Annotated in this window: 17 protein-coding genes and 1 riboswitch; of the genes, 6 read left to right on the top strand and 11 right to left on the bottom strand. The window is 72.9% G+C overall.

Features of this window, described 5'->3' with window-relative positions:
- Nucleotides 1-2: 2 nt before the first annotated feature.
- The 7 genes from hisG to ribD all read right to left on the bottom strand — a co-directional run bounded on the left by hisG (nucleotide 3) and on the right by ribD (nucleotide 5,524).
- Entirely contained in the window at nucleotides 3-851 is an 849-nt protein-coding gene (hisG, locus tag AB4039_RS26690; RefSeq protein ID WP_266837766.1) for an ATP phosphoribosyltransferase, read from the bottom strand.
- Nucleotides 852-933: 82 nt separating this feature from the next.
- Nucleotides 934-1,212, bottom strand: coding sequence for a phosphoribosyl-ATP diphosphatase (locus AB4039_RS26685; RefSeq protein ID WP_030234197.1), 279 nt, complete (start codon nucleotides 1,210-1,212; stop codon nucleotides 934-936).
- A gap of 35 nt (nucleotides 1,213-1,247) precedes the next feature.
- Nucleotides 1,248-1,733: a 6,7-dimethyl-8-ribityllumazine synthase gene (gene ribH, locus AB4039_RS26680; protein ID WP_007262951.1), complete on the bottom strand. Its 486-nt coding sequence runs from the start codon at nucleotides 1,731-1,733 to the stop codon at nucleotides 1,248-1,250.
- Nucleotides 1,734-1,797: 64 nt separating this feature from the next.
- Nucleotides 1,798-3,099: a bifunctional 3,4-dihydroxy-2-butanone-4-phosphate synthase/GTP cyclohydrolase II gene (locus AB4039_RS26675; RefSeq protein ID WP_266837769.1), complete on the bottom strand. Its 1,302-nt coding sequence runs from the start codon at nucleotides 3,097-3,099 to the stop codon at nucleotides 1,798-1,800.
- Nucleotides 3,096-3,749 (bottom strand): nicotinamide mononucleotide transporter family protein, encoded by a 654-nt coding sequence (locus AB4039_RS26670; RefSeq protein WP_266837771.1) that lies wholly within the window; start codon nucleotides 3,747-3,749, stop codon nucleotides 3,096-3,098. Before AB4039_RS26670 ends, AB4039_RS26675 begins: the two co-directional genes overlap by 4 nt.
- Nucleotides 3,746-4,384: a riboflavin synthase gene (locus AB4039_RS26665; protein ID WP_266837773.1), complete on the bottom strand. Its 639-nt coding sequence runs from the start codon at nucleotides 4,382-4,384 to the stop codon at nucleotides 3,746-3,748. Before AB4039_RS26665 ends, AB4039_RS26670 begins: the two co-directional genes overlap by 4 nt.
- Complete coding sequence (gene ribD, locus AB4039_RS26660; RefSeq protein WP_442271989.1) at nucleotides 4,385-5,524, bottom strand: bifunctional diaminohydroxyphosphoribosylaminopyrimidine deaminase/5-amino-6-(5-phosphoribosylamino)uracil reductase RibD; 1,140 nt, start codon at nucleotides 5,522-5,524, stop codon at nucleotides 4,385-4,387.
- Nucleotides 5,525-5,676: 152 nt separating this feature from the next.
- Nucleotides 5,677-5,806: riboswitch (FMN riboswitch) on the bottom strand.
- 301 nt (nucleotides 5,807-6,107) lie between these two features.
- Between ribD and AB4039_RS26655 the strand changes: the two genes are divergently transcribed.
- Both AB4039_RS26655 and AB4039_RS26650 read left to right on the top strand, forming a co-directional pair.
- Nucleotides 6,108-8,489 (top strand): chitinase C-terminal domain-containing protein, encoded by a 2,382-nt coding sequence (locus AB4039_RS26655; protein ID WP_442271988.1) that lies wholly within the window; start codon nucleotides 6,108-6,110, stop codon nucleotides 8,487-8,489.
- A gap of 150 nt (nucleotides 8,490-8,639) precedes the next feature.
- Nucleotides 8,640-9,389: an SDR family oxidoreductase gene (locus AB4039_RS26650; RefSeq protein ID WP_442271987.1), complete on the top strand. Its 750-nt coding sequence runs from the start codon at nucleotides 8,640-8,642 to the stop codon at nucleotides 9,387-9,389.
- Between the two features lie 59 nt (nucleotides 9,390-9,448).
- On the opposite strand, the gene AB4039_RS26645 is transcribed toward AB4039_RS26650, so the two are convergent.
- On the bottom strand, nucleotides 9,449-10,612 hold the full coding sequence (locus AB4039_RS26645) for an ROK family transcriptional regulator (RefSeq protein WP_266837779.1): 1,164 nt from the start codon (nucleotides 10,610-10,612) through the stop codon (nucleotides 9,449-9,451).
- 54 nt (nucleotides 10,613-10,666) lie between these two features.
- Between AB4039_RS26645 and AB4039_RS26640 the strand changes: the two genes are divergently transcribed.
- The 4 genes from AB4039_RS26640 (at nucleotide 10,667) to AB4039_RS26625 (ending at nucleotide 14,769) form a co-directional block, all read left to right on the top strand.
- A complete protein-coding gene (locus AB4039_RS26640; RefSeq protein WP_442271986.1) occupies nucleotides 10,667-11,893 on the top strand; it encodes an MFS transporter in 1,227 nt (408 codons plus the stop codon).
- Between the two features lie 78 nt (nucleotides 11,894-11,971).
- Entirely contained in the window at nucleotides 11,972-13,369 is a 1,398-nt protein-coding gene (locus AB4039_RS26635) for a uracil-xanthine permease family protein (RefSeq protein ID WP_442272001.1), read from the top strand.
- Between the two features lie 77 nt (nucleotides 13,370-13,446).
- A complete protein-coding gene (locus tag AB4039_RS26630; RefSeq protein ID WP_266837783.1) occupies nucleotides 13,447-14,124 on the top strand; it encodes a DUF5995 family protein in 678 nt (225 codons plus the stop codon).
- A gap of 9 nt (nucleotides 14,125-14,133) precedes the next feature.
- On the top strand, nucleotides 14,134-14,769 hold the full coding sequence (locus AB4039_RS26625; RefSeq protein ID WP_266837785.1) for a hypothetical protein: 636 nt from the start codon (nucleotides 14,134-14,136) through the stop codon (nucleotides 14,767-14,769).
- Between the two features lie 61 nt (nucleotides 14,770-14,830).
- Here the strand turns inward: AB4039_RS26625 and AB4039_RS26620 are convergent, their stop codons facing one another.
- From AB4039_RS26620 to AB4039_RS26610, 3 genes are all read right to left on the bottom strand, one after another.
- Nucleotides 14,831-16,528: an NAD(P)/FAD-dependent oxidoreductase gene (locus AB4039_RS26620; RefSeq protein WP_266837787.1), complete on the bottom strand. Its 1,698-nt coding sequence runs from the start codon at nucleotides 16,526-16,528 to the stop codon at nucleotides 14,831-14,833.
- Nucleotides 16,529-16,587: 59 nt separating this feature from the next.
- A complete protein-coding gene (locus AB4039_RS26615; RefSeq protein WP_266837789.1) occupies nucleotides 16,588-17,388 on the bottom strand; it encodes a carbon-nitrogen hydrolase family protein in 801 nt (266 codons plus the stop codon).
- A 144-nt stretch (nucleotides 17,389-17,532) separates the two neighbouring features.
- Complete coding sequence (locus AB4039_RS26610; RefSeq protein ID WP_266837791.1) at nucleotides 17,533-18,147, bottom strand: glutathione S-transferase C-terminal domain-containing protein; 615 nt, start codon at nucleotides 18,145-18,147, stop codon at nucleotides 17,533-17,535.
- Nucleotides 18,148-18,889 lie beyond the last annotated feature (742 nt).

The raw sequence follows: 18,889 nt of genomic DNA, 5'->3' as shown, positions 1-18,889 counted from the left end.
GGTCAGAGCCGGCAGGCGTGGATCGAGGTGGTGAGGATCGCACGGGCGCCGAGCTCGTACAGGTCGTCCATGATCCGCTGGGCTTCCTTGGCGGGGACCATGGCGCGGACGGCGACCCAGCCCTCGTTGTGGAGCGGGGAGATCGTCGGCGACTCCAGGCCCGGGGTGAGGGCGACGGCGCGCTCCAGGTGCTCGGCGCGGCAGTCGTAGTCCATCATCACGTAGCTGCGGGCCACGAGGACGCCCTGGAGGCGGCGCAGGAACTGCGCGACCTTGGGCTCGTCGGCGCCGGCGCCGGTGCGGCGGATGACGGTGGCCTCGGACTTGAGGATCGGCTCGCCGATGACCTCCAGGCCTGCGTTGCGCAGGCTGGTGCCGGTCTCGACGACGTCGGCGATGACCTGCGCGACGCCCAGTTCGATGGCGGTCTCGACGGCGCCGTCCAGGTGGACGACGGAGGCGTCGATGCCCTGGTCGGCGAGGTGCTTGGCGACGATGCCCTCGTAGGAGGTGGCGATCGTCATGCCGCCGAAGTCCTCGGGGCCCTTGGCGGTGCCGGGCTTGGTGGCGTAGCGGAAGGTGGACCGGCCGAAGTTCAGCGGCAGGATCTCCTCGGCGTTGGCCCCGGAGTCGAGCAGCAGGTCGCGGCCGGTGATGCCGATGTCGAGCTTGCCCGACGCGACGTAGATCGCGATGTCCTTCGGGCGGAGGTAGAAGAACTCGACCTCGTTGTCGGGGTCGACCGTGACGAGTTCCTTCGACTCCTTGCGCTGGCGGTAGCCGGCCTCATGGAGCATCGCCGACGCCGGTCCGGAGAGTGAACCCTTGTTGGGGACGGCGATGCGCAGCATGGGGCTTCCTTTGGTGCGTGGCGTGGATGCGAAAGGTGTGCGTGTGCGTGCGGGCGCGGGACCCGGGGCGAGGAGCTCCGGCCTAGAGGTGCGCGTAGACGTCGTCGAGGGAGATCCCGCGCGCCACCATCATCACCTGAACGTGGTACAGCAGCTGGGAGATCTCTTCGGCGGCGGCTTCCTTGCCCTCGTACTCGGCGGCCATCCAGACCTCGGCGGCCTCCTCGACGACCTTCTTGCCGATGGCATGGACGCCCTTGCCGACGAGCTCGGCGGTGCGCGAGGTGCTGGGGTCGCCGTTGGCGGCCTTGAGCTGGAGCTCGGTGAAGAGCTCCTCGAAGGTCTTGGGAGTGTTCGCCATGATGGTCCTCAGAATAAGGGGTCCCGCGCCGACGCTCAGCGCCAGGGTTCGCTGACGGTCCGCAGGGTCATGGCGGTGGAGACGGCGGCGGTGACCGCTTCGTGCCCCTTGTCCTCGTTCGACCCTTCGAGTCCGGCGCGGTCCAGCGCCTGCTCATCGTTGTCGCAGGTCAGGACGCCGAAGCCAACGGGGACTCCGGTGTCGATCGACACCTGTACCAGGCCTTGGGTGACGCCCTGGCAGACGTAGTCGAAGTGCGGGGTGCCGCCGCGGATGACCACTCCGAGGGCGACGATGGCATCGTAACCGCGACCGGCGAGTACCTTCGCCACGACCGGCAGCTCGAAGCTGCCGGGGACGCGGAGCAGGGTGGGCTCGTCGATGCCCAGCTCGTGCAGGGCCCGCAGGGCGCCGTCGACGAGTCCGTCCATGACCTTCTCGTGCCACTGGGCCGCGATCACGGCCACCCGGAGGTCTCCGCAGTTCTTCACGCTCAGTTCAGGTGCGCCCTTGCCGCTCACAGCTCTGCTCCTCGGTTCTTCGTGGTGGTGGTAGGGGTGTGTGTGACGGGTGTGTGTGACGGGGTCACTGATTGCCGCAGGCGGAGGTGGGGACGGCCCCCTCCAGCCAGGGCAGGTCGTGGCCCATCCGGTCGCGCTTGGTGCGCAGGTAGCGCAGGTTGTGCTCGCCGGCCTCGATGGGCATCTGCTCCCGGCCGCTGACGGCGATGCCGTGGCGGACGAGCGCGTCGGACTTGTCGGGGTTGTTGGTCAGCAGCCGGACGCTGCGCACGCCGAGGTCGGCGAGGATCTGGGCGCCGGCCCCGTAGTCGCGGGCGTCGGCGGGCAGGCCGAGTTCCAGGTTGGCGTCCAGGGTGTCGCGACCGCGCTCCTGGAGCTCGTAGGCGCGCAGCTTGGACAGCAGGCCGATGCCCCGGCCCTCGTGGCCGCGCAGGTAGACGACCACGCCGCGGCCCTCGGCCTGGATGCGGGCCATGGCGGCCTGGAGCTGGGGGCCGCAGTCGCAGCGCTGGGACTGGAAGATGTCGCCCGTGAGGCATTCGGAGTGCATCCGGACCAGGACGTCCTCGCCGTCGCCGACCTCGCCGTGGACGAGGGCGACGTGCTCGACGCCGTCGACGGTGGAGCGGAAGCCGTACGCGGTGAACTCGCCGGCGGCGGTCGGCAGGCTGACCTCGGCCTCGCGGCGGACGGTCGGCTCGGCGGAGCGGCGGTAGGCGATCAGGTCCTCGATGGAGATGATCGTCAGGCCGTGCTTGCGGGCGAAGGGGATCAGCTCGGGCAGGCGCAGCATGACGCCGTCCTCGCCGGCGATCTCCACGATGGCGCCGGCCGGGCGCAGGCCCGCGAGGCGGGCGAGGTCGACGGCGGCCTCGGTGTGGCCGTTGCGGACCAGCACGCCGCCGGGCTTGGCGCGCAGCGGGAAGACGTGGCCGGGGCGGACGAAGTCCGCGGCCTCGGAGGTGCCGTTGGCGAGCAGGCGCAGGGTGGTGGCGCGGTCGGCGGCGGAGATGCCGGTGGTGACGCCGTGGGCGCCGCTCGCGTCGACGGAGACGGTGAAGGCCGTCTGCATCGACTCGGTGTTGTGCCGGACCATCTGCGGGAGTTCCAGGCGGTCCAGCTCCGGGCCCTCCATGGGGGCGCAGATCAGGCCGCGGCACTCGCTCATCATGAACGCGACGATCTCGGGGGTGGCCTTCTCCGCGGCGATGACGAGGTCGCCCTCGTTCTCGCGGTCCTCGTCGTCGACGACGACCACGGGGCGGCCGGCGGCGATGTCGCGGATGGCCTGCTCGACGGGGTCGAGGAGGAAGGTCTCCTGCGGGCCGGATTCGGGGACGTCGGGCACGGGCTTGAGGGGGGTCATGCCGTTGCTCCTTCGAGGGCCGGGGCGGGGGTGGTGCGCGAGCGCTGGTACCAGTCGTAGGCGCCCCAGAGCACGAGGGCTCCGTAGATCACGTAGACGAAGGCGGAGAAGGCGTAGCCGCTGGTGAAGGCGAGGGGGACGCCGACCGCGTCGACGAGCAGCCAGGCGAACCAGAACTCGACGAGCCCCTTGGCCTGGGCGTACATGGCGACGACGGTGCCGACGAAGATGTAGGCGTCCGGCAGCGGGTTCCAGGACATCCACGGGTAGAGGGTGAACAGCCCGGTGACGGCCAGCGTGCCGACGGCGGCGGCGCCGAGGAGCAGGCCGCGCTCGCGCCAGGTGGCGAAGCGGACGGCCAGGGAGGCGTCCTGGGCCTGCCGCTTGCCGCGGCTCCACATCGTCCAGCCCCACAGGGCGACCACCATGACGACGACCTGCTTGCCGGCGTTGCCGGAGAGGTGCCCTGCGGCGAACGCGACGAAGAGGATGGCGCCGGAGAGGAACTGGGTCGGCCAGGTCCATAGGGAACGCCGCCAGCCGAGGGCGAGGGCGGCCAGGCCCATGGTGTTGCCGATCGCGTCCGACCAGATGATCTTCTGGCCGAAGGCGGTGAAGGCTTCGGAGTTCAGCCAGGTCAGGGCGCTCACCGGTCTGTTTCCTCCGTGTCGTTCGGGGTCGCTGCCAGGGGGTCCACGCCGGCCGCGAGGAGGCGCTCGACGTACTTCGCGAGGACGTCGACTTCGAGGTTGACCGGCTCACCGGGCTGCTTGATGCCCAGGGTGGTCAGCGCGAGGGTGGTGGGGATGAGGCTGATGGTGAAGGAGTCGGCGGCGGCCTCGACCACGGTGAGGCTGACGCCGTCCACAGTGATAGAGCCCTTCTCTACGACGTACCTTGAAAGGTTCTCCGGGAGCGCGATCCGGACGAGCTCCCAGTGCTCCGAAGGGGTGCGGGAGAGGATCTCGCCGGTGCCGTCCACGTGGCCCTGGACGAGGTGGCCGCCGAGGCGTCCGCCGAGGGCCATGGGGCGCTCCAGGTTGACCCGGGAGCCCGCGGTCAGCGCGCCGAGACTGGAGCGGTTGAGGGTCTCCTGCATGACGTCGGCGGTGAACTCGCCGTCGGCGGTCTCCACGACGGTCAGGCAGACGCCGTTAACGGCGATCGAGTCGCCGTGCTTGGCGTCCTCGGTCACGACGGGGCCGCGCAGGCGGAAGCGGGAGGCTTCGGCGAGCTGCTCGACGGCGGTGACCTCGCCCAGTTCTTCGACGATTCCGGTGAACACTCAGTGCTCCTTGAGGGGCGTGTGGACGGTGGGGACTGCGGTGATGCGGAGGTCGGGGCCGACGCGGACGGCCTCGGTGAGGTCGAGGCGCACCGCGTCGGAGATGGTGTCCACGCCGGCGCCGGCGAGGGCGGCGGGGCCCGCGCCGAGGAGGGCCGGGGCGAGGTAGCCGATCACCCGGTCGACGGCTCCGGCCCGCAGGAAGGTGCCCGCGAGGGTGGGTCCGCCTTCCAGGAAGAGGGAGCGCACGCCGCGGGCGTAGAGCCGGCCGAGCAGGTCCTGGACGCCGATGTGGCCGTCGCGCAGCGGCATGCGGAGGAGCTCGACGCCGGGCAGGTGCCGGGTGTCGGCGTCCTCGCCGACGACGATCAGGGTGGGCGCGGCGTCGTCGAGGATGCGGGCGGTGGGCAGCACGGTGGCGTGGGTGTCGAGGGCGATCCGCAGGGGCTGGGTCGCGCCCTCGACGCCGCGGACGGCGAGGTGCGGGTCGTCCTCGCGCAGGGTGCCGCCGCCGACGAGGACGGCGTCGCACTCGGCGCGCAGCCGGTGGACGTCGGCCCGGGACTCGGCGGAGGTGATCCACCGGCTGGTGCCGTCCGCGGCGGCGCTGCGGCCGTCGAGGGTGGCGGCGTACTTCCAGGTGACGTGGGGGCGGCCGAGCCGTACGGAGGTCAGCCAGGCGGCGTTGCCCGCCTCGGCCTCCGCGCGGAGCAGTCCGCCCTCGGCGGTGATCCCCGCCGCGCGGAGGGTGGCGCCACCGCCGCTGGCCTGCGGGTTCGGGTCGGCCACGGCGTAGAGCACGCGGGTGACGCCGGCCGCGATCAGGGCCTGGGCGCAGGGGCCCGTACGGCCGGTGTGGTTGCAGGGTTCGAGGGTGACGTACGCGGTGCCGCCGCGGGCCGCCGCGCCCGCCTGGCGCAGGGCGTGGACCTCGGCGTGCGGGCCGCCGGCCCGTTCGTGCCAGCCCTCGCCGACGACGGCGCCGTAGGGGTCGGTGATCACGCAGCCGACGACCGGGTTGGGGCTGGTGGAGCCGAGGCCGCGGGCCGCGAGCTCGATGGCACGCCTCATGGCGGGCACGTCGGTGCCGTGCACTGCGTTCGCGTCGGCGTGGTCCGCCACCGGGTCCTCCTGCCTCATCGGGCACGGACTCCGGGGCCTGTCGGGATACGACAGATGAAGCGGGTGAGCACACGCGGGAACGCCGAGGCCGGAAACACGGTCCGTCCGACACGTGTCCGCTGGGGAAACGCCGATGGACCGCCGACGGCGGCGTACCGGTGACTGGCCCGCCGCGCACTGCCTCCCATCCGGACTTTAACCGTCGGTCCAGGAATTTCACCTGGTCAACCGGCCGCTGGATGCGGACGGGTCGCGGACTATACCGCCGGTTCGGAATTACACCGACCCCGGAGTGCGCTGCTACTGGTACTACGGCCAGTGTGCCACGGGGGATCGGGGGCCATGCGGGTGAAGCGCTGTGGCCTGGGTCACAAACCAGCCGTTCTTGAGCGTCGCTCTCGCGCCACCCGCACCACGGACGCCCCACGGCTCCGCTTTGGTCCAGACCTATTGACGGGTTGGTCTAGTCCTCTTAACGTTCCCTTCATCTTCCCCGGGGAACCGGCCTGCCGACGTGCGCACGTCACGGGCCAACCAGCGCCACGTTCCTGCTTGTTGCCGCACGTCGTGTCCTGCCATCCTCCCCTCCCCAGGAGGCACCATGCCGTCCCCCACACGTACGAGAGCCATGCTCCTGGCATCCGGCGCCGCGATCGCCGGCCTGCTGGTCGGCGGGCTCTCGGCGGGCGTCTCCCATGCCGCCGACAACGAGAGCTGCCGCCCCGACGGTCTGTACAAGACCGCCGGGGTGGACGTCCCGTACTGCTCGGTCTACGACTCCGAAGGCCGCGAGAAGATGGGCGCCGACCACCAGCGCCGCGTCATCGGCTACTTCACCGGCTGGCGTACGGGCAAGGACGGCACCCCCGCCTACCTCGCCAACAACGTCCCGTGGTCCAAGGTGACCCACCTGAACTACGCCTTCGCCCACGTCGGGGCCGACAACAGGATCTCGGTCGGCGCGGACAACGCGAACAACGCCGCCACCGGGATGACCTGGCCCGGCGTCGCCGGCGCGGAGATGGACCCGGCCCTCCCCTACAAGGGCCACTTCAACCTCCTGAACAAATTCAAGAAGCAGTACCCGAACGTCAAGACCCTCATCTCCGTGGGCGGCTGGGCGGAGACCGGCGGATACTTCGGCGACGACGGCAACCGCGTCGCCTCGGGCGGCTTCTACTCGATGGCCACCAACGCCGACGGCTCCGTCAACCAGGCGGGCATCGACACCTTCGCGGACTCCTCCGTGGAGTTCATCCGCACCTACGGGTTCAACGGCGTCGACATCGACTACGAGTACCCGACCACCATGAAGGACGCGGGCAACCCGCTGGACTGGCAGCTGTCCAACGCCCGCCGGGCCGGTCTCGTCAAGGGGTACGCGGCCCTGATGAAGTCGCTGCGCGAGAGGCTCGACCGCGCGGGCGCCACCGACGGCAAGCACTACCTGCTCTCCGTCGCCGCCCCCTCCTCGGGATACCTGCTGCGGGGCATGGAGACCTTCCAGATGCAGCAGTACCTGGACTACGTCAACATCATGTCCTACGACCTGCACGGCGCCTGGAACGAGTACGTCGGCCCCAACGCCTCGCTCTTCGACGACGGCAAGGACGGCGAGCTGGCCGCCGCGGGCGTCTACTCCACCTCCCAGTACGGCGGCACCGGCTACCTGAACACCGACTGGGCCTACCACTACTTCCGCGGGTCGATGCCGTCGGGCCGGATCAACATCGGCCTGCCGTACTACACCCGCGGCTTCAAGAACGTGCAGGGCGGCACGGACGGCCTGTGGGGCAGGGCCCCGGCCACGACCTGCCCGGCCGGCGCGGGCCTGACCAAGTGCGGTGACGGCGCGGTCGGCATCGACAACCTCTGGCACGACCTGGACACCAACGGGATCGAGTCCCCGGCGGGCTCCAACCCGATGTGGCACGCGAAGAACCTGGAGAAGGGCGTCGTAGGCGACTACGTCACGAAGTACGGCTTCCCCGCGAACACCACGCTGACCGGCACCTACGCCCGCAAGTACGACTCCACCCTGGTGGCGCCGTGGCTGTGGAACGCGCAGAAGAAGGTCTTCCTGTCGACGGAGGACGAGCAGTCCGTCGCCGCCAAGGCCGACTACGTGGTGGGCAAGGGCATCGGCGGCACGATGGTGTGGGAGCTCGCGGGCGACTACTCCTACAACGCGGCCAAGGGCCAGTACGAGATGGGCGACACGCTCACCTCCCTGATGTACGACAAGTTCAAGGCGGCCACCCCGTACGGCGCGAAGAAGGCGGGCGCGGCCCTGCCGGCGCAGGCCGTCGACATCAAGACGGAGTTCACCGAGTTCAAGCTGGGCGACTCCAACTATCCGATCACCCCGAAGCTCAAGATCACCAACAACACGAAGAGCACGCTGCCCGGCGGCACGGAGTTCCAGTTCGACTACGGGACCTCGGCCCCGGCCAACGCCTCGGACCAGTCCGGCTTCGGTACGAAGGTGATCTCCACCGGTCACAGCGGGAGCAACGCCGGCGGCCTGAAGGGCGACTTCCAGCGGGTCTCCCTGAAGCTGCCGGCCTGGCAGACGCTGGCCCCCGGCGCCTCGGTCGACCTGGCGTTCAACTACTACCTGCCGGTGTCCACCCCCTCCAACTGGACGGTGAACATCTCCGGCACCACGTACGCCCTGGCCGGTGACCTGGCGCGCGGCACGACGGTCGTGGAACCGGGCACCACCACGCCCCCGACCACCCCGCCGACCACGCCTCCCACCACCCCGCCGACCACTCCCCCGACGACGCCGCCGACCACTCCTCCGACCACTCCTCCGGGCGGGACCTGCGCGAGCCCGGCGTACGTGGCGGGCACGGTCTACACCGGCGGCAGCCTCGTCTCCCACAAGGGCCACACCTGGAAGGCCCAGTGGTGGACGCAGAACGAGGAGCCCGGCACCACCGGCGACTGGGGCGTCTGGAAGGACCAGGGCGCCTGCTGATCCCCCCGCGTGACACATGAGGACCCGGTGGCCCGGCGGCCACCGGGTCCTCGCGCGTTCCGGCTCCTCCCCCGGCGCGGGGTGTCACGTTCCGGCGCGCCCGACTGTCCCCTGGGGGAGAGCACTCCCGACGGGAAGGACCCGCACACCATGAGCACCATCGTCGTCACCGGCGGCACCGGCACCCTGGGCGCCCCGCTCGCCGCCCGGCTACGGGAACAGGGCCACGAGGTCCGGGTCCTGAGCCGGCACTCGGACCACTTCCCGGTCGACCTGCGCGACGGCCGGGGGCTGAACGCGGCCCTGGCGGGCGCGGAGGTGGTCGTGCACTGCGCGAGCAGCCCGCGCGGGGGCGACGAGGAGGCCGCCCGGCACCTGATCGGGGCGGCCCGCCGGGCCGGGACCGTCCGCAACCTCGTGTACATCTCGATCGTCGGGGTGGACGTGGTCCCCTTCGGCTACTACCGGACCAAGCGGGCGGTGGAACGGCTGCTGGAGGGGTCTGGGCTGGGCGTCACGATCCTGCGCACCACCCAGTTCCACGAGCTGGTGGCCGGGGTGGTGGCCACCGCCGCGAAGCTGCCGGTGGTGCTGCTGCCCCGGGGCGTACGGGTACAGCCGATCGCCGTCGGGGAGGTCGCGGACCGGCTGGCGGAGCTCGCGACGCCGCGGCCCTCGGGCCGGGTCCCGGACATGGGCGGGCCCGAGGTCCGCCCCCTGACGGACTGGGCCCGGACCTGCCTCGCGGCGACGGGGAGCCGGCGACGGGTGGTGGGCGTCCCGCTCGCGGGCAGGACGTACGCCGCCTTCGTGCGCGGCGGCCACCTGGCTCCGGCCCGCGCCGTGGGCCGGGGCACGTTCGAGGAGTTCCTGCGCGGGCGGACGGCGGCCCGGGGCTGAGGGACCCGGGGCGCGGCGAACGGGTCCGCCGGTCGTCCGTCCGTGGGAAGCGGGGCCCTTCAGGGGCCGAAGAGGACCGACTGGGCCGCTTCGCGGGCGGCCAGGCGGGCGCCCTCCAGGACGGCCGGGTCGCCGAGGGCGGTGGCGCGGACCTCGGTCGGTACGGGTGTGAGGGTGGTGAGGCGGCGCTCCACGCGGGCGGCCAGGGCCTCGCCGCCCGCGTGGCCGAGTCCGCCGCCCAGGACCACGCAGCCGGGGTCGAGGATCGCGGCGACGGCCGCCGCCCCGAGCGCCAGCCGGTCCGCGAGCGCGTCCAGGAAGGCCTCCCCGGCCGCCCCGGCGACGGCCTCCTCGACCGGCCCCCGGAAGCCGTGCTCGCGCGCGAGGGCGCCGACCGCCGACCGGCCCGCCAGGGCGTGGAAGCCGCCGGCGCATGCGGTGGCGGAGGGCAGCCCGGCCGTTCCGGGGACCGGGAGGAAGCCGATCTCACCGGCCCCGCCGGAGGCACCCCGGCGCAGCCGCCCGTCGAGGAACACGGCGGCGCCCACGCCGTCGCCGAGCCACAGCAGGACGAAGGAGTCCAGGTCCCGGGCGGCTCCGGCGCGCTGCTCGGCCAGGGCCGCCAGGTTGGTCTCGTTCTCCACCACCACCGCGGCGGGCAGCCGTCGCCGCAGGGCGGCGACCAGGTCCCGGTGCCAGACGGGCAGGGCGCCGGTGCCGCGCAGCTCGCCGCCGCCCGGGGCGACCAGGCCGGGGGCGCCCACGACCACGGTGTGCAGGGTCCCGGCGCCCGTCCGCGCGGTCAGGGCCTCCAGCCGGTCCACGGCCTCCTCCACCGCGTCGACGGGCAGCGCGGTCCGGCCCAGCGGGCGGCCCAGCAGGTCGGTGACCACGGCGGTCGCGCTGTCGGTCCGTACGTCCAGGGCGGCGAGGTGGGCCCGGCGGGCGACGATCCCGTAGAGGCGGGCGTTGGGGCCGCGGCGCTGTTCGCCGGACTCCCCCACGACCTCGATCAGCCCGGCCTCGGTGAGCCGCTCGACGAGGTCGGCCACGGAGGGGCGGGACAGTCCGGTGAGCTGCTTGAGCCGGCTCGCCGTCAGCGGGCCCTCCTCCTGGAGGAGTTCGAGGGCGAGGCGGTCGTTGATGGCCCGGGCGGTGCTCGGGGAGGCGGGGGACTTGGCGGCGGCGGGGGTCAGCACCTTGGCAGGGGTCACGGCGCCCATCTTAGGGAGGGGAATCCATTAACTATCAGGCAGGGTACCTGATAGTTTACGCCCATGACACGGCCCACGACCGGGGAACGCGACCCCAGCCCGGCGCGCCTGCGCCACGCCCGCTTCGCCATCGCCGCGGTCTTCTGCACCCACGGCGCCGTCACCGGATCCTTCGCCACCCGCATCCCCTGGATCCAGGAGCACGCCGGGCTCAGCGCGGGCGCCCTGGGCCTGGCCCTCGCCTTCCCCGCGCTCGGCGCGGCCCTCGCGATGCCGCTGGCCGGCCGGATCAACCACCGGTTCGGCGCCCGGAGCGCCCTGCGCGGCCTGCTCGCACTGTGGACCCTCTCCCTGATCCTGCCGAGCCTGGCCCCGGACTTCGCGGTGCTGTGCTGCGCGCTGTTCGTCTACGGAGCCACCGCGGGCATGGCGGACGTCGCCATGAACGCGCTCGGCGTGGAGACCGAGAACCGTCTCGGCCGCTCGATCATGTCCTCCCTGCACGGCATGTGGAGCGTGGGCGCCCTGCTCGGCTCGGCGGCCGGGACGGTCGCGGCGCACGCGGGGGCCGACGCCCGGCTGCACCACCTGATCGCCGCGCTCTTCCTGACGGCGGCCGGACTGCCGGCCGTACGGGGCGTGCTGGACCTGCGCGGCGACCGGGACGCCGAGGCGCCCGCGCACTTCGCGCTGCCCCCGAGGTCCGCCCTGCTGATCGGCCTCGTCGGGTTCTGCGCGGTCTTCGCCGAGGGCGCGAGCCTGGACTGGTCGGGCGTGTACCTGCGGGACGTGCTGCACACCGACGCGGGCCTGGCCGCCGCCTCGACGACCGCGTTCGCGCTGACCATGGCCCTGGCGCGGCTGGCCGGGGACCGGGTGGTGGACCGGTTCGGGGCGGTGCGCGCGGTCCGGGCGGGCGGCGTCCTGGCCACTGCGGGCGGGCTGCTGGTGGTGACGGTCCGCCATCCGGCGGCGGCCGTGGGCGGTTTCGGGCTGATCGGGCTCGGCATCGCGGTGGTGGTGCCCCTGGCGTTCGCGGCGGCGGCGCGCAGCGGGCCGGCCCCGGCGCAGGCCATCGCGGGGGTCGCGACGATCACGTACACCTCGGGGCTGATCGCGCCGTCGGCGATCGGCGCGGTGGCGGACGCGACCTCGCTCGTGGTCTCCTTCGCACTGGTCACGCTGCTCGCGTTCGCCCTGATCGCGGGCGCGGCCGTACTGCGGGGCAGGGAGGCACCGGGGGCGGCTGGAGCAGCGAATCAGGACGAACCAGCCTCTATGCGCCCGTAACATAACAGCTGGTCGTCACGTCGTACCGGCGCGCCGGCCACGATGTTTGACGACCCGGTGGAACGGAAGTGGTGGGACATGGGCTTCGGCGTGCGCTGGACCCTGCACGGAGACGGGCGGACCCCCGCCCCCGGCGCGGTGGTGCGGCCGGACGAGCGGCTGTCGTGGCCGCGGACCGCCGGGCTCGGCGCCCAGCACGTCGTGGCGATGTTCGGCGCCAGTTTCGTCGCGCCGGTCCTCATGGGCCTGGACCCGAACCTGGCGATCATGATGTCGGGCATCGCGACCGTCATCTTCCTGCTGGCCACGCGCGGCCGGGTGCCCTCCTATCTGGGCTGCTCGCTCTCCTTCGTCGGCGTCGCCGCGGCGATCCGGGCGGGCGGCGGCGACAGCGCGGTCGTCACCGGCGCGGTGTTCGTGGTCGGCGTGGCGCTGTTCCTGGCGGGTCTGGCCGTCCAGCGGTTCGGCGCGCGGATCATCCACGCGGCGATGCCGCCGGTGGTGACGGGCGCGGTCGTGATGCTGATCGGCTTCAACCTGGCGCCGGTGACGGCCTCGACGTACTGGCCGCAGGACCAGTGGACCGCACTGCTGACCATGCTGTTCACCGGCATGGCCGTGGTCTGCCTGCGCGGGTTCTGGTCGCGGATCGCGATCTTCCTGGGCCTGGTCTTCGGGTACGCGATCTCCTGGATCTTCGACCTGGTCTTCGGCATGATCCACTCGACGACGGGCGGGCCCGAGGCGGTGGACCACTGGCGCCTCGACCTCTCGGGTGTCGGCAAGGCCGACTGGATCGGGCTCCCGTCCTTCCACGCCCCGCAGTTCGAGTGGTCGGCGATCCTCATCGCGCTGCCGGTGGTGATCGCGCTGATCGCGGAGAACGCCGGTCACATCAAGGCCGTCGGCGAGATAACCGGCGACCCGCTCGACGACAAGCTCGGCACCGCCATCGCCGCCGACGGCGCCGCGTCCATGCTCTCCACGGCGGTCGGCGGCCCCCCGAACACCACGTACTCCGAGAACATCGGCGTCATGGCCGCCACCCGGGTGTACTCTACGGCGGCCTACTGGGCTGCGGCCGGCTTCGCCCTGCTCTTCGGCCTGTGCCCCAAGTTCGGCGCGGTCGTCGCCGCGATCCCGGGCGGGGTGCTCGGCGGCATCACCGTCATCCTCTACGGCATGATCGGCCTGCTCGGCGCGCAGATCTGGATCAACGGCGGCGTGGACCTGCGCAACCCGCTGAACCTGGTGCCGGCCGCGGCGGGCATCATCATCGGCATCGGCGGCGTCAAGCTGCAGTTCACCGACACCTTCGAGCTCGGCGGCATCGCGCTCGGCACGATCGTGGTGATCACCGGCTACCACACGCTGCGCTACTTCGCCCCGGCACACCTCAAGCAGCAGGAGCCCCTCCTCGACTCGGGCACCTCCGCCTACGACGACGGCCAGGACGGTCCGGACACGCCGCGTTGACGCCCGCTTCGCCCGAACCGGCGAAGCGTACGGCCAAGTTCCCCGCTCGCGGCGTCCCGGCTGCGACGCTGCCTGGCATGGAAGCGGTACTCGCGCGGATGCGCGCCCTCGACGAGCGGCTCCCCGCGCAGGACGGCGTGGCCGTCTTCAACCGGGTCTACCTGACGGTCACGCAGGCCCTGCACCACCGGATCGGCCACGGCGGTTTCCCCGCGCCCCGCCGGGCCGAGACGCTCGGCGTGCGGTTTGCGGAGCGGTACCTGACAGCGGTGGAGACGGACGGGCGGGCACCGGCCTGCTGGCGCCCGCTGCTCCAGTACCGCCGCCACCCGGGCGTGCGGCCGCTGCAGCACGCACTGGCCGGGATCAACGCCCACATCGGGCACGACCTGGCCCTGGCGGTGGTGTCCTCCTGCCACTCCCTGGACTGCCCGCCCGCGGCCCTCGAAGCCGACTTCCACCGGGTCGGCGAGACCCTGGTCTCGCTGGAGGAACGCATCCGGGAGGACCTGATGCCGGGCCCGGACCTGCTGGAGGTCGCCGACCCGCTGACGCACCTGATCGGCTCCTGGAGCCTGGAGCGCGCGCGGGCCGGGGCCTGGGCGGCGGCCCGTCTGCTGTGGGCCCTGCGGCACGCCCCCGACCTGGCCGAGGAGTTCACCGAGTCCCTCGACTCCGGCGTCGGCCTGGTCGGCCGCTGCCTGCTCACCCCCTCGCCCCTGAAACCCCGTGCGATCCCGGCATACGCCCCCTAGCCTCGGCGGATGACCAGCTTCGCCACGCACCGGCTCCGGGTGCACGACGCCGGCAGGCCGCCGTACCGGAGGCTGTCCGCGCTGCGCACCTGCCTGACGGAGTTCGCCCCGTACGGCTTCTACGCCACCTACCACCACCTGTGCCGCAGCGCCGGGATCCCGCGCGACCTGGACGAGGACCCCGGGTCGCTGGTGCGGGCGGTGGAGGAGCTCGACGAGGCGCGGCGGCTGTGGCTGGCGGAGCTCGCCTCCTGGAAGACCGGGCGTCGGGCGCAGAAGCGGGCCGGGGTGCGCCGGCCGGACCCGCCGCAGCCGTCGCAGGGGCTGTTCTGGCCGGACCCCGGGTTCCATCCCGGCGGCCGGCTCGTCGAGGTGATGCCCGCCGTGATGCGCGGGCGGCCGGACCTCGAAGGCCACCAGGGCCGGGACGGCGCCTGCCCCGTGTGCGGGGCAGGCCGGGGAACGGTGGAGTGGGACGGGGACGGGTACGGGAGGTACACCCTGTGCGCGGGCTGCGGCCTCGGGCTGGGCCGCAGGCCGCCCGGCCTGCCGGACGTGCGGGAGCGCGTCGAGGTGCGCTCCGCCTTCCGTCTCCGCCTGCACCTGATCTGGACGCGCGCGGAGGAGGACCGGCGGCGGACATGAGAACGGGCCGCCGCCGCGCTCGTGCGCGGGGGCGGCCCGTGGCCCTGGTTCCCGGGGAGGATCAGTCCTCGGGGAGTTCGACCGGGGCGATCTCGTCGTAGACGTCGCCGGGGCCGGGGTTGCTCGCGTCGGTGGAGCCGCCCAGGTGGTGCATGACGCCCCAGACCGCGTTCAGGGCGGTCTGGACGGCGCCCTCGGCCCATCCGGCCGTCCAGGAGATGTCGTCGCCCGCGAGGAAGATGCCGCGCTTGTCCTCGGGGAGGCGGTCCTGCATGAAGTGGGTGAACAGGCGCCGCTGGTAGCGGTAGTGGCCCGGCAGGTTCGCCTTGAACGCGCCCATGAAGTAGGGCTCGTTCTCCCAGGACACGGTCACCGGGTTGCCGATGATGTGGCGGCGGATGTCGACCTTGGGGTAGATCTCGCCGAGGGACTTCAGCATGACCTCCATCCGCTCGTTCGCGGACAGCGGCAGCCACTTGAGGCTGTCGTCGCACCAGGTGTACGAGAGGCAGATGACGGCCGGCTGGTCCGGGCCGTTGTCCAGCAGGTAGGTGCCGCGGGTCATGCGGTCGGTGAGGGTCATCGACATGACGTCGCGGCCCGTCTCCTCGTCCTTGTCCAGCCAGAACGGCCGGTCCACGGGGATGAAGAGCTTGCTGGACTCCATGTAGTGGGTGCGCTCGATCGCCGTCCAGTGGTCGATCGGGAACAGCGTGTCATCGCACTCGATCTTGGACAGGAGCATCCAGGACTGGGCGGTGAAGATCGCGGCGCGGTACGTGCGGATGTCGCCGGACGCGTCGGTGACCGTGATGCGGTTGCCGGCGGTGCGGTGCAGGCGGGTCACCGCCGGGCGCGGGGCGCCCTCGTGCAGGGAGGACAGGGACGTGCCCTGGGCCCAGTGCAGGATCTTCTCGGGCTCGCGCTCCCACAGCCGCAGCGGCAGCTGCTGCGAGCCGCCGACGATGCCGCGGTGGTGGTCGTCCGCCTCGGTGTAGACGACGCGCAGGATCTCCAGGATGGAGTTCGGGAAGTCGGTGTCCCAGCCGCCGGTGCCGAAGCCGACCTGGCCGAAGATCTCGCGCTTGCGGAAGGACTGGAAGGCCTCGGACTTGCAGAGGAAGCCGTAGAAGGTCTCGTCGTCGAGCTTCTCGACGAGCTTCGCCCAGATCTCGCGGATGCGCGGGACGTCCCGCTCGCGCATCGCGGTGTTCATGTCGGAGAAGTCCGCGCCCTCGTCCAGGCAGGCGTTCCACGCGGCGGACACGTCGCGGTAGACCTGCGGGAGGTCGGCGATGGTCTCGGCGTAGTGGGTCTCGCCCTTGAGGTCGACGACCGTGGAGGGGGTGGACTCGGCGAGCGGGTTCGGGAAGGGCTCCGTGACCAGACCGACGAGGTCGATGTAGTGCTGGAGGGCGGTGGAGGACGGCGGGAAGCGCATGGCGCCCATCTCCGCGGTCAGACCCTCGGTGCCCGCGCCCTCGAAGCCGACGGTGCGCAGCCGGCCGCCGATCTGGTCGGCCTCGTAGACGACGGGCTTGAGGCCCATCTTCATCAGCTCGTAGGCGGAGATGATGCCGGACAGACCGCCGCCGATCACGGCGACCTCGGTGCCGTGCTCGGTCGCCGGTATCTGACCGAGGCCCGCCGGGTGGGCGAGGAAGTCGTCGTACGCGTACGGGAAGTCCGGCCCGAACATGGTGATCGGGGGCTGACCGTCGCTGTGCGGGACGGCGGTGGTGGGCACCGTGGACGTCATGGGGGTACGTCTCCTTGCGGGGTGGGGCAGGGGCGGCGGGACGGGGCGGCGGGGCGGGCTCAGACGAGGGAGGCGTAGAGCCCGGGGCGGCGGTCGCGCAGGTACGGGTTGGTCTCGCGCGAGGCCCGGAGGAGCTCGGGGTCGGCCTCGCCGAACACCATCTCCTCGCCGCGTCCGGCCCGGGTGCGGGTGACCCCGTCGGGACTGGCGAGGCAGCTGAGGCCGACGAACTCGAACTCGCCCTCGGGGCCGGTCCGGTTGACGTACGCGATGTACATCTGGTTCTCGAAGGCGCGGACGGGCACCAGCTGCTCGGCCACGAACTGGAACGGGTGCATCTGGGCGGTCGGGACCAGGAGGAGGTCGGTCCCGGCCAGCCCGTGGGCCCGTACGTTCTCGGGGAACTCCACGTCGTAGCAGATCATGATGCCGATGCGCAGGCCGTTCAGGTCCGCCTGGACGACGGGGGTGTCGCCGGGGGTGAAGGCGTCCTGCTCGAAGCAGCCGAAGAGGTGGGTCTTGCGGTAGTTGGCGAGCGCGGTCCCGTCGGGGCCGATGAGCTGCGCCGAGTTGAAGACCGCGCCGTCCGCCTTCTCGGGGTAGCCGTACAGGACGGCGATCCCGTGGCGGCGGGCGGTCTCGCCGATGGCGACGGCGGACGGGCCGTCGGCCGCTTCGGCGAGGCCGGGGACGTCCTGGAGGTCCAGCGCGTAGCCGGTCAGGAACATCTCCGAGGTCACGAGGAGCCCGGCCCCGCCCTGTGCGGCGCGCGCCGCGGCCTCGTCGAGCCGCTTCAGGTTCTCGGCGGTGTCGCCGAGCCGTCCGGAGCTCTGGAGGAGTGCGGTGCGCAGCGGGGGCATGGGCGTACCTCTGTGACAGATGGGGTGGGGGTCGTAAAACGGTACGTTCGGGCGTTCGACTGGGACAAGCCGTGAGCGTTGCGCTGGGCGCATCGATTCGTTGCGCGTTCTGCCGCGTGCGCGGCGATTCGTTGCGCCGGTGCCTCAGGAGGCCGCCCCGAAGGCCGGATGGGCGCGCAGGCGCCGGACGTACGCCCGCAGGTGCGGGCCGGCCGCGGGCAGGACGGCGGGGTCCAGCAGGGCCACCCACAGGTCCGCGTCGGCGACGGTCGGACGGTCCCCCAGAGCGTACGGGCGGACGGCGAGCCGGCGCTCCAGCAGGTCCAGGGCGGCGGACCGCCCGGCGTGCGGAGCGTTCGGGTCGAGCAGGGCGCGGACGGCCGAGGAGAAGGCGGGCGGGGCGGGCGGGGCCAGGTCGGGGCGGCCGGCGAGGCGGACGGCGAGGTCGTCGAGGATGTCGGGGGTGTGGTTGCTGACGACCCGGCCGCTCCAGGTGTCGCAGAGGGCGGGAACGGCGAGGGTGCCGTCGTAGTGGTGCCCGGCGGCCTCGTAGGCGCGGCGCAGGGCGGCGTTCGAGGCGGGCGCGGCGAGCACGGTGGTCCCGACGGAGCCGGCGAGGCCGAGCAGGGCGACGGCGGTGCGGACGCGCCGGGACCGCGGACAGCCTTCGGCGAGGTAGAGGTGGTACCGGTGCGGCACCGGGAGGAACCCGGCCCCGATCCGGCCGCGGGGAGCGGGGACGGGGGCGGTGCGGGGCATGACGGTCGGAACCACGGTGACTGACCCTCCGGGGGTGTGGACGATGGCGGACGGTTCCCCTGGCCGGGGGGACGGGTGGATCCGGGGCGGCGCCCCCACCCGGCCAGGTGGAGACCCCTGAACGACGGCCCGACGGGGCCGCCCCCGGCGGGGACGGCCGCCGACCGTACGGCGGACCGGCAGGCGGGCAGGCCGACCCGCGCCGGAGGCCGCCGGCCTGAGCACCCCGCCCGGCCGGGACTCGGCCCGCACTGGCCGCCCCTGGCGAGGGCGGGACAGCGGCACGAGCAGCCCGCACCCGGGCCGGGAACGGGCCCGGACGGCCCAGCCGGGACTGCCCGGTCCCGCCCGCCCTGGAGGGCGGGACCGTGGGCACGAGCAGCCCGCACCCGGCCGGGACCGGAACGGGACGGCCCGACCCGTGGCGGCGGGCGAGGGGGCCCCGGCCGGGCGGGACCGGCGGAGCGGCCCCGGGCCGCCCGCCCCTGGCGGGGGCAGGACAGCCGGCAACACGTGGGCCGGGCCACCTCCGGACCGGACGGTCCGACCCGCCCCGGCAGGGCCGCAACCGGCCGGACCCGCCCCGGCGGAGGCCGGCGCCCGGCCCCGTCGGAGGCCGGCGCCCGGCCCCGTCGGAGGCGGACGAGCATGACCGCGCGGCCACCCCGGCGGTGCAGCCACCGGCCTCACCGGCCCGGACCCGGCCCCCGCTCCGGCAGGACAGCCGGTCCGGGTTCCCGGC

It is taken from the genome of Streptomyces sp. M-16, assembly GCF_052114405.1.
GTDB lineage: Bacteria > Actinomycetota > Actinomycetes > Streptomycetales > Streptomycetaceae > Streptomyces.
The sequence above is the reverse complement of the archived record's forward strand: the minus strand, read 5'-3'. Positions and strand labels throughout refer to the sequence as shown.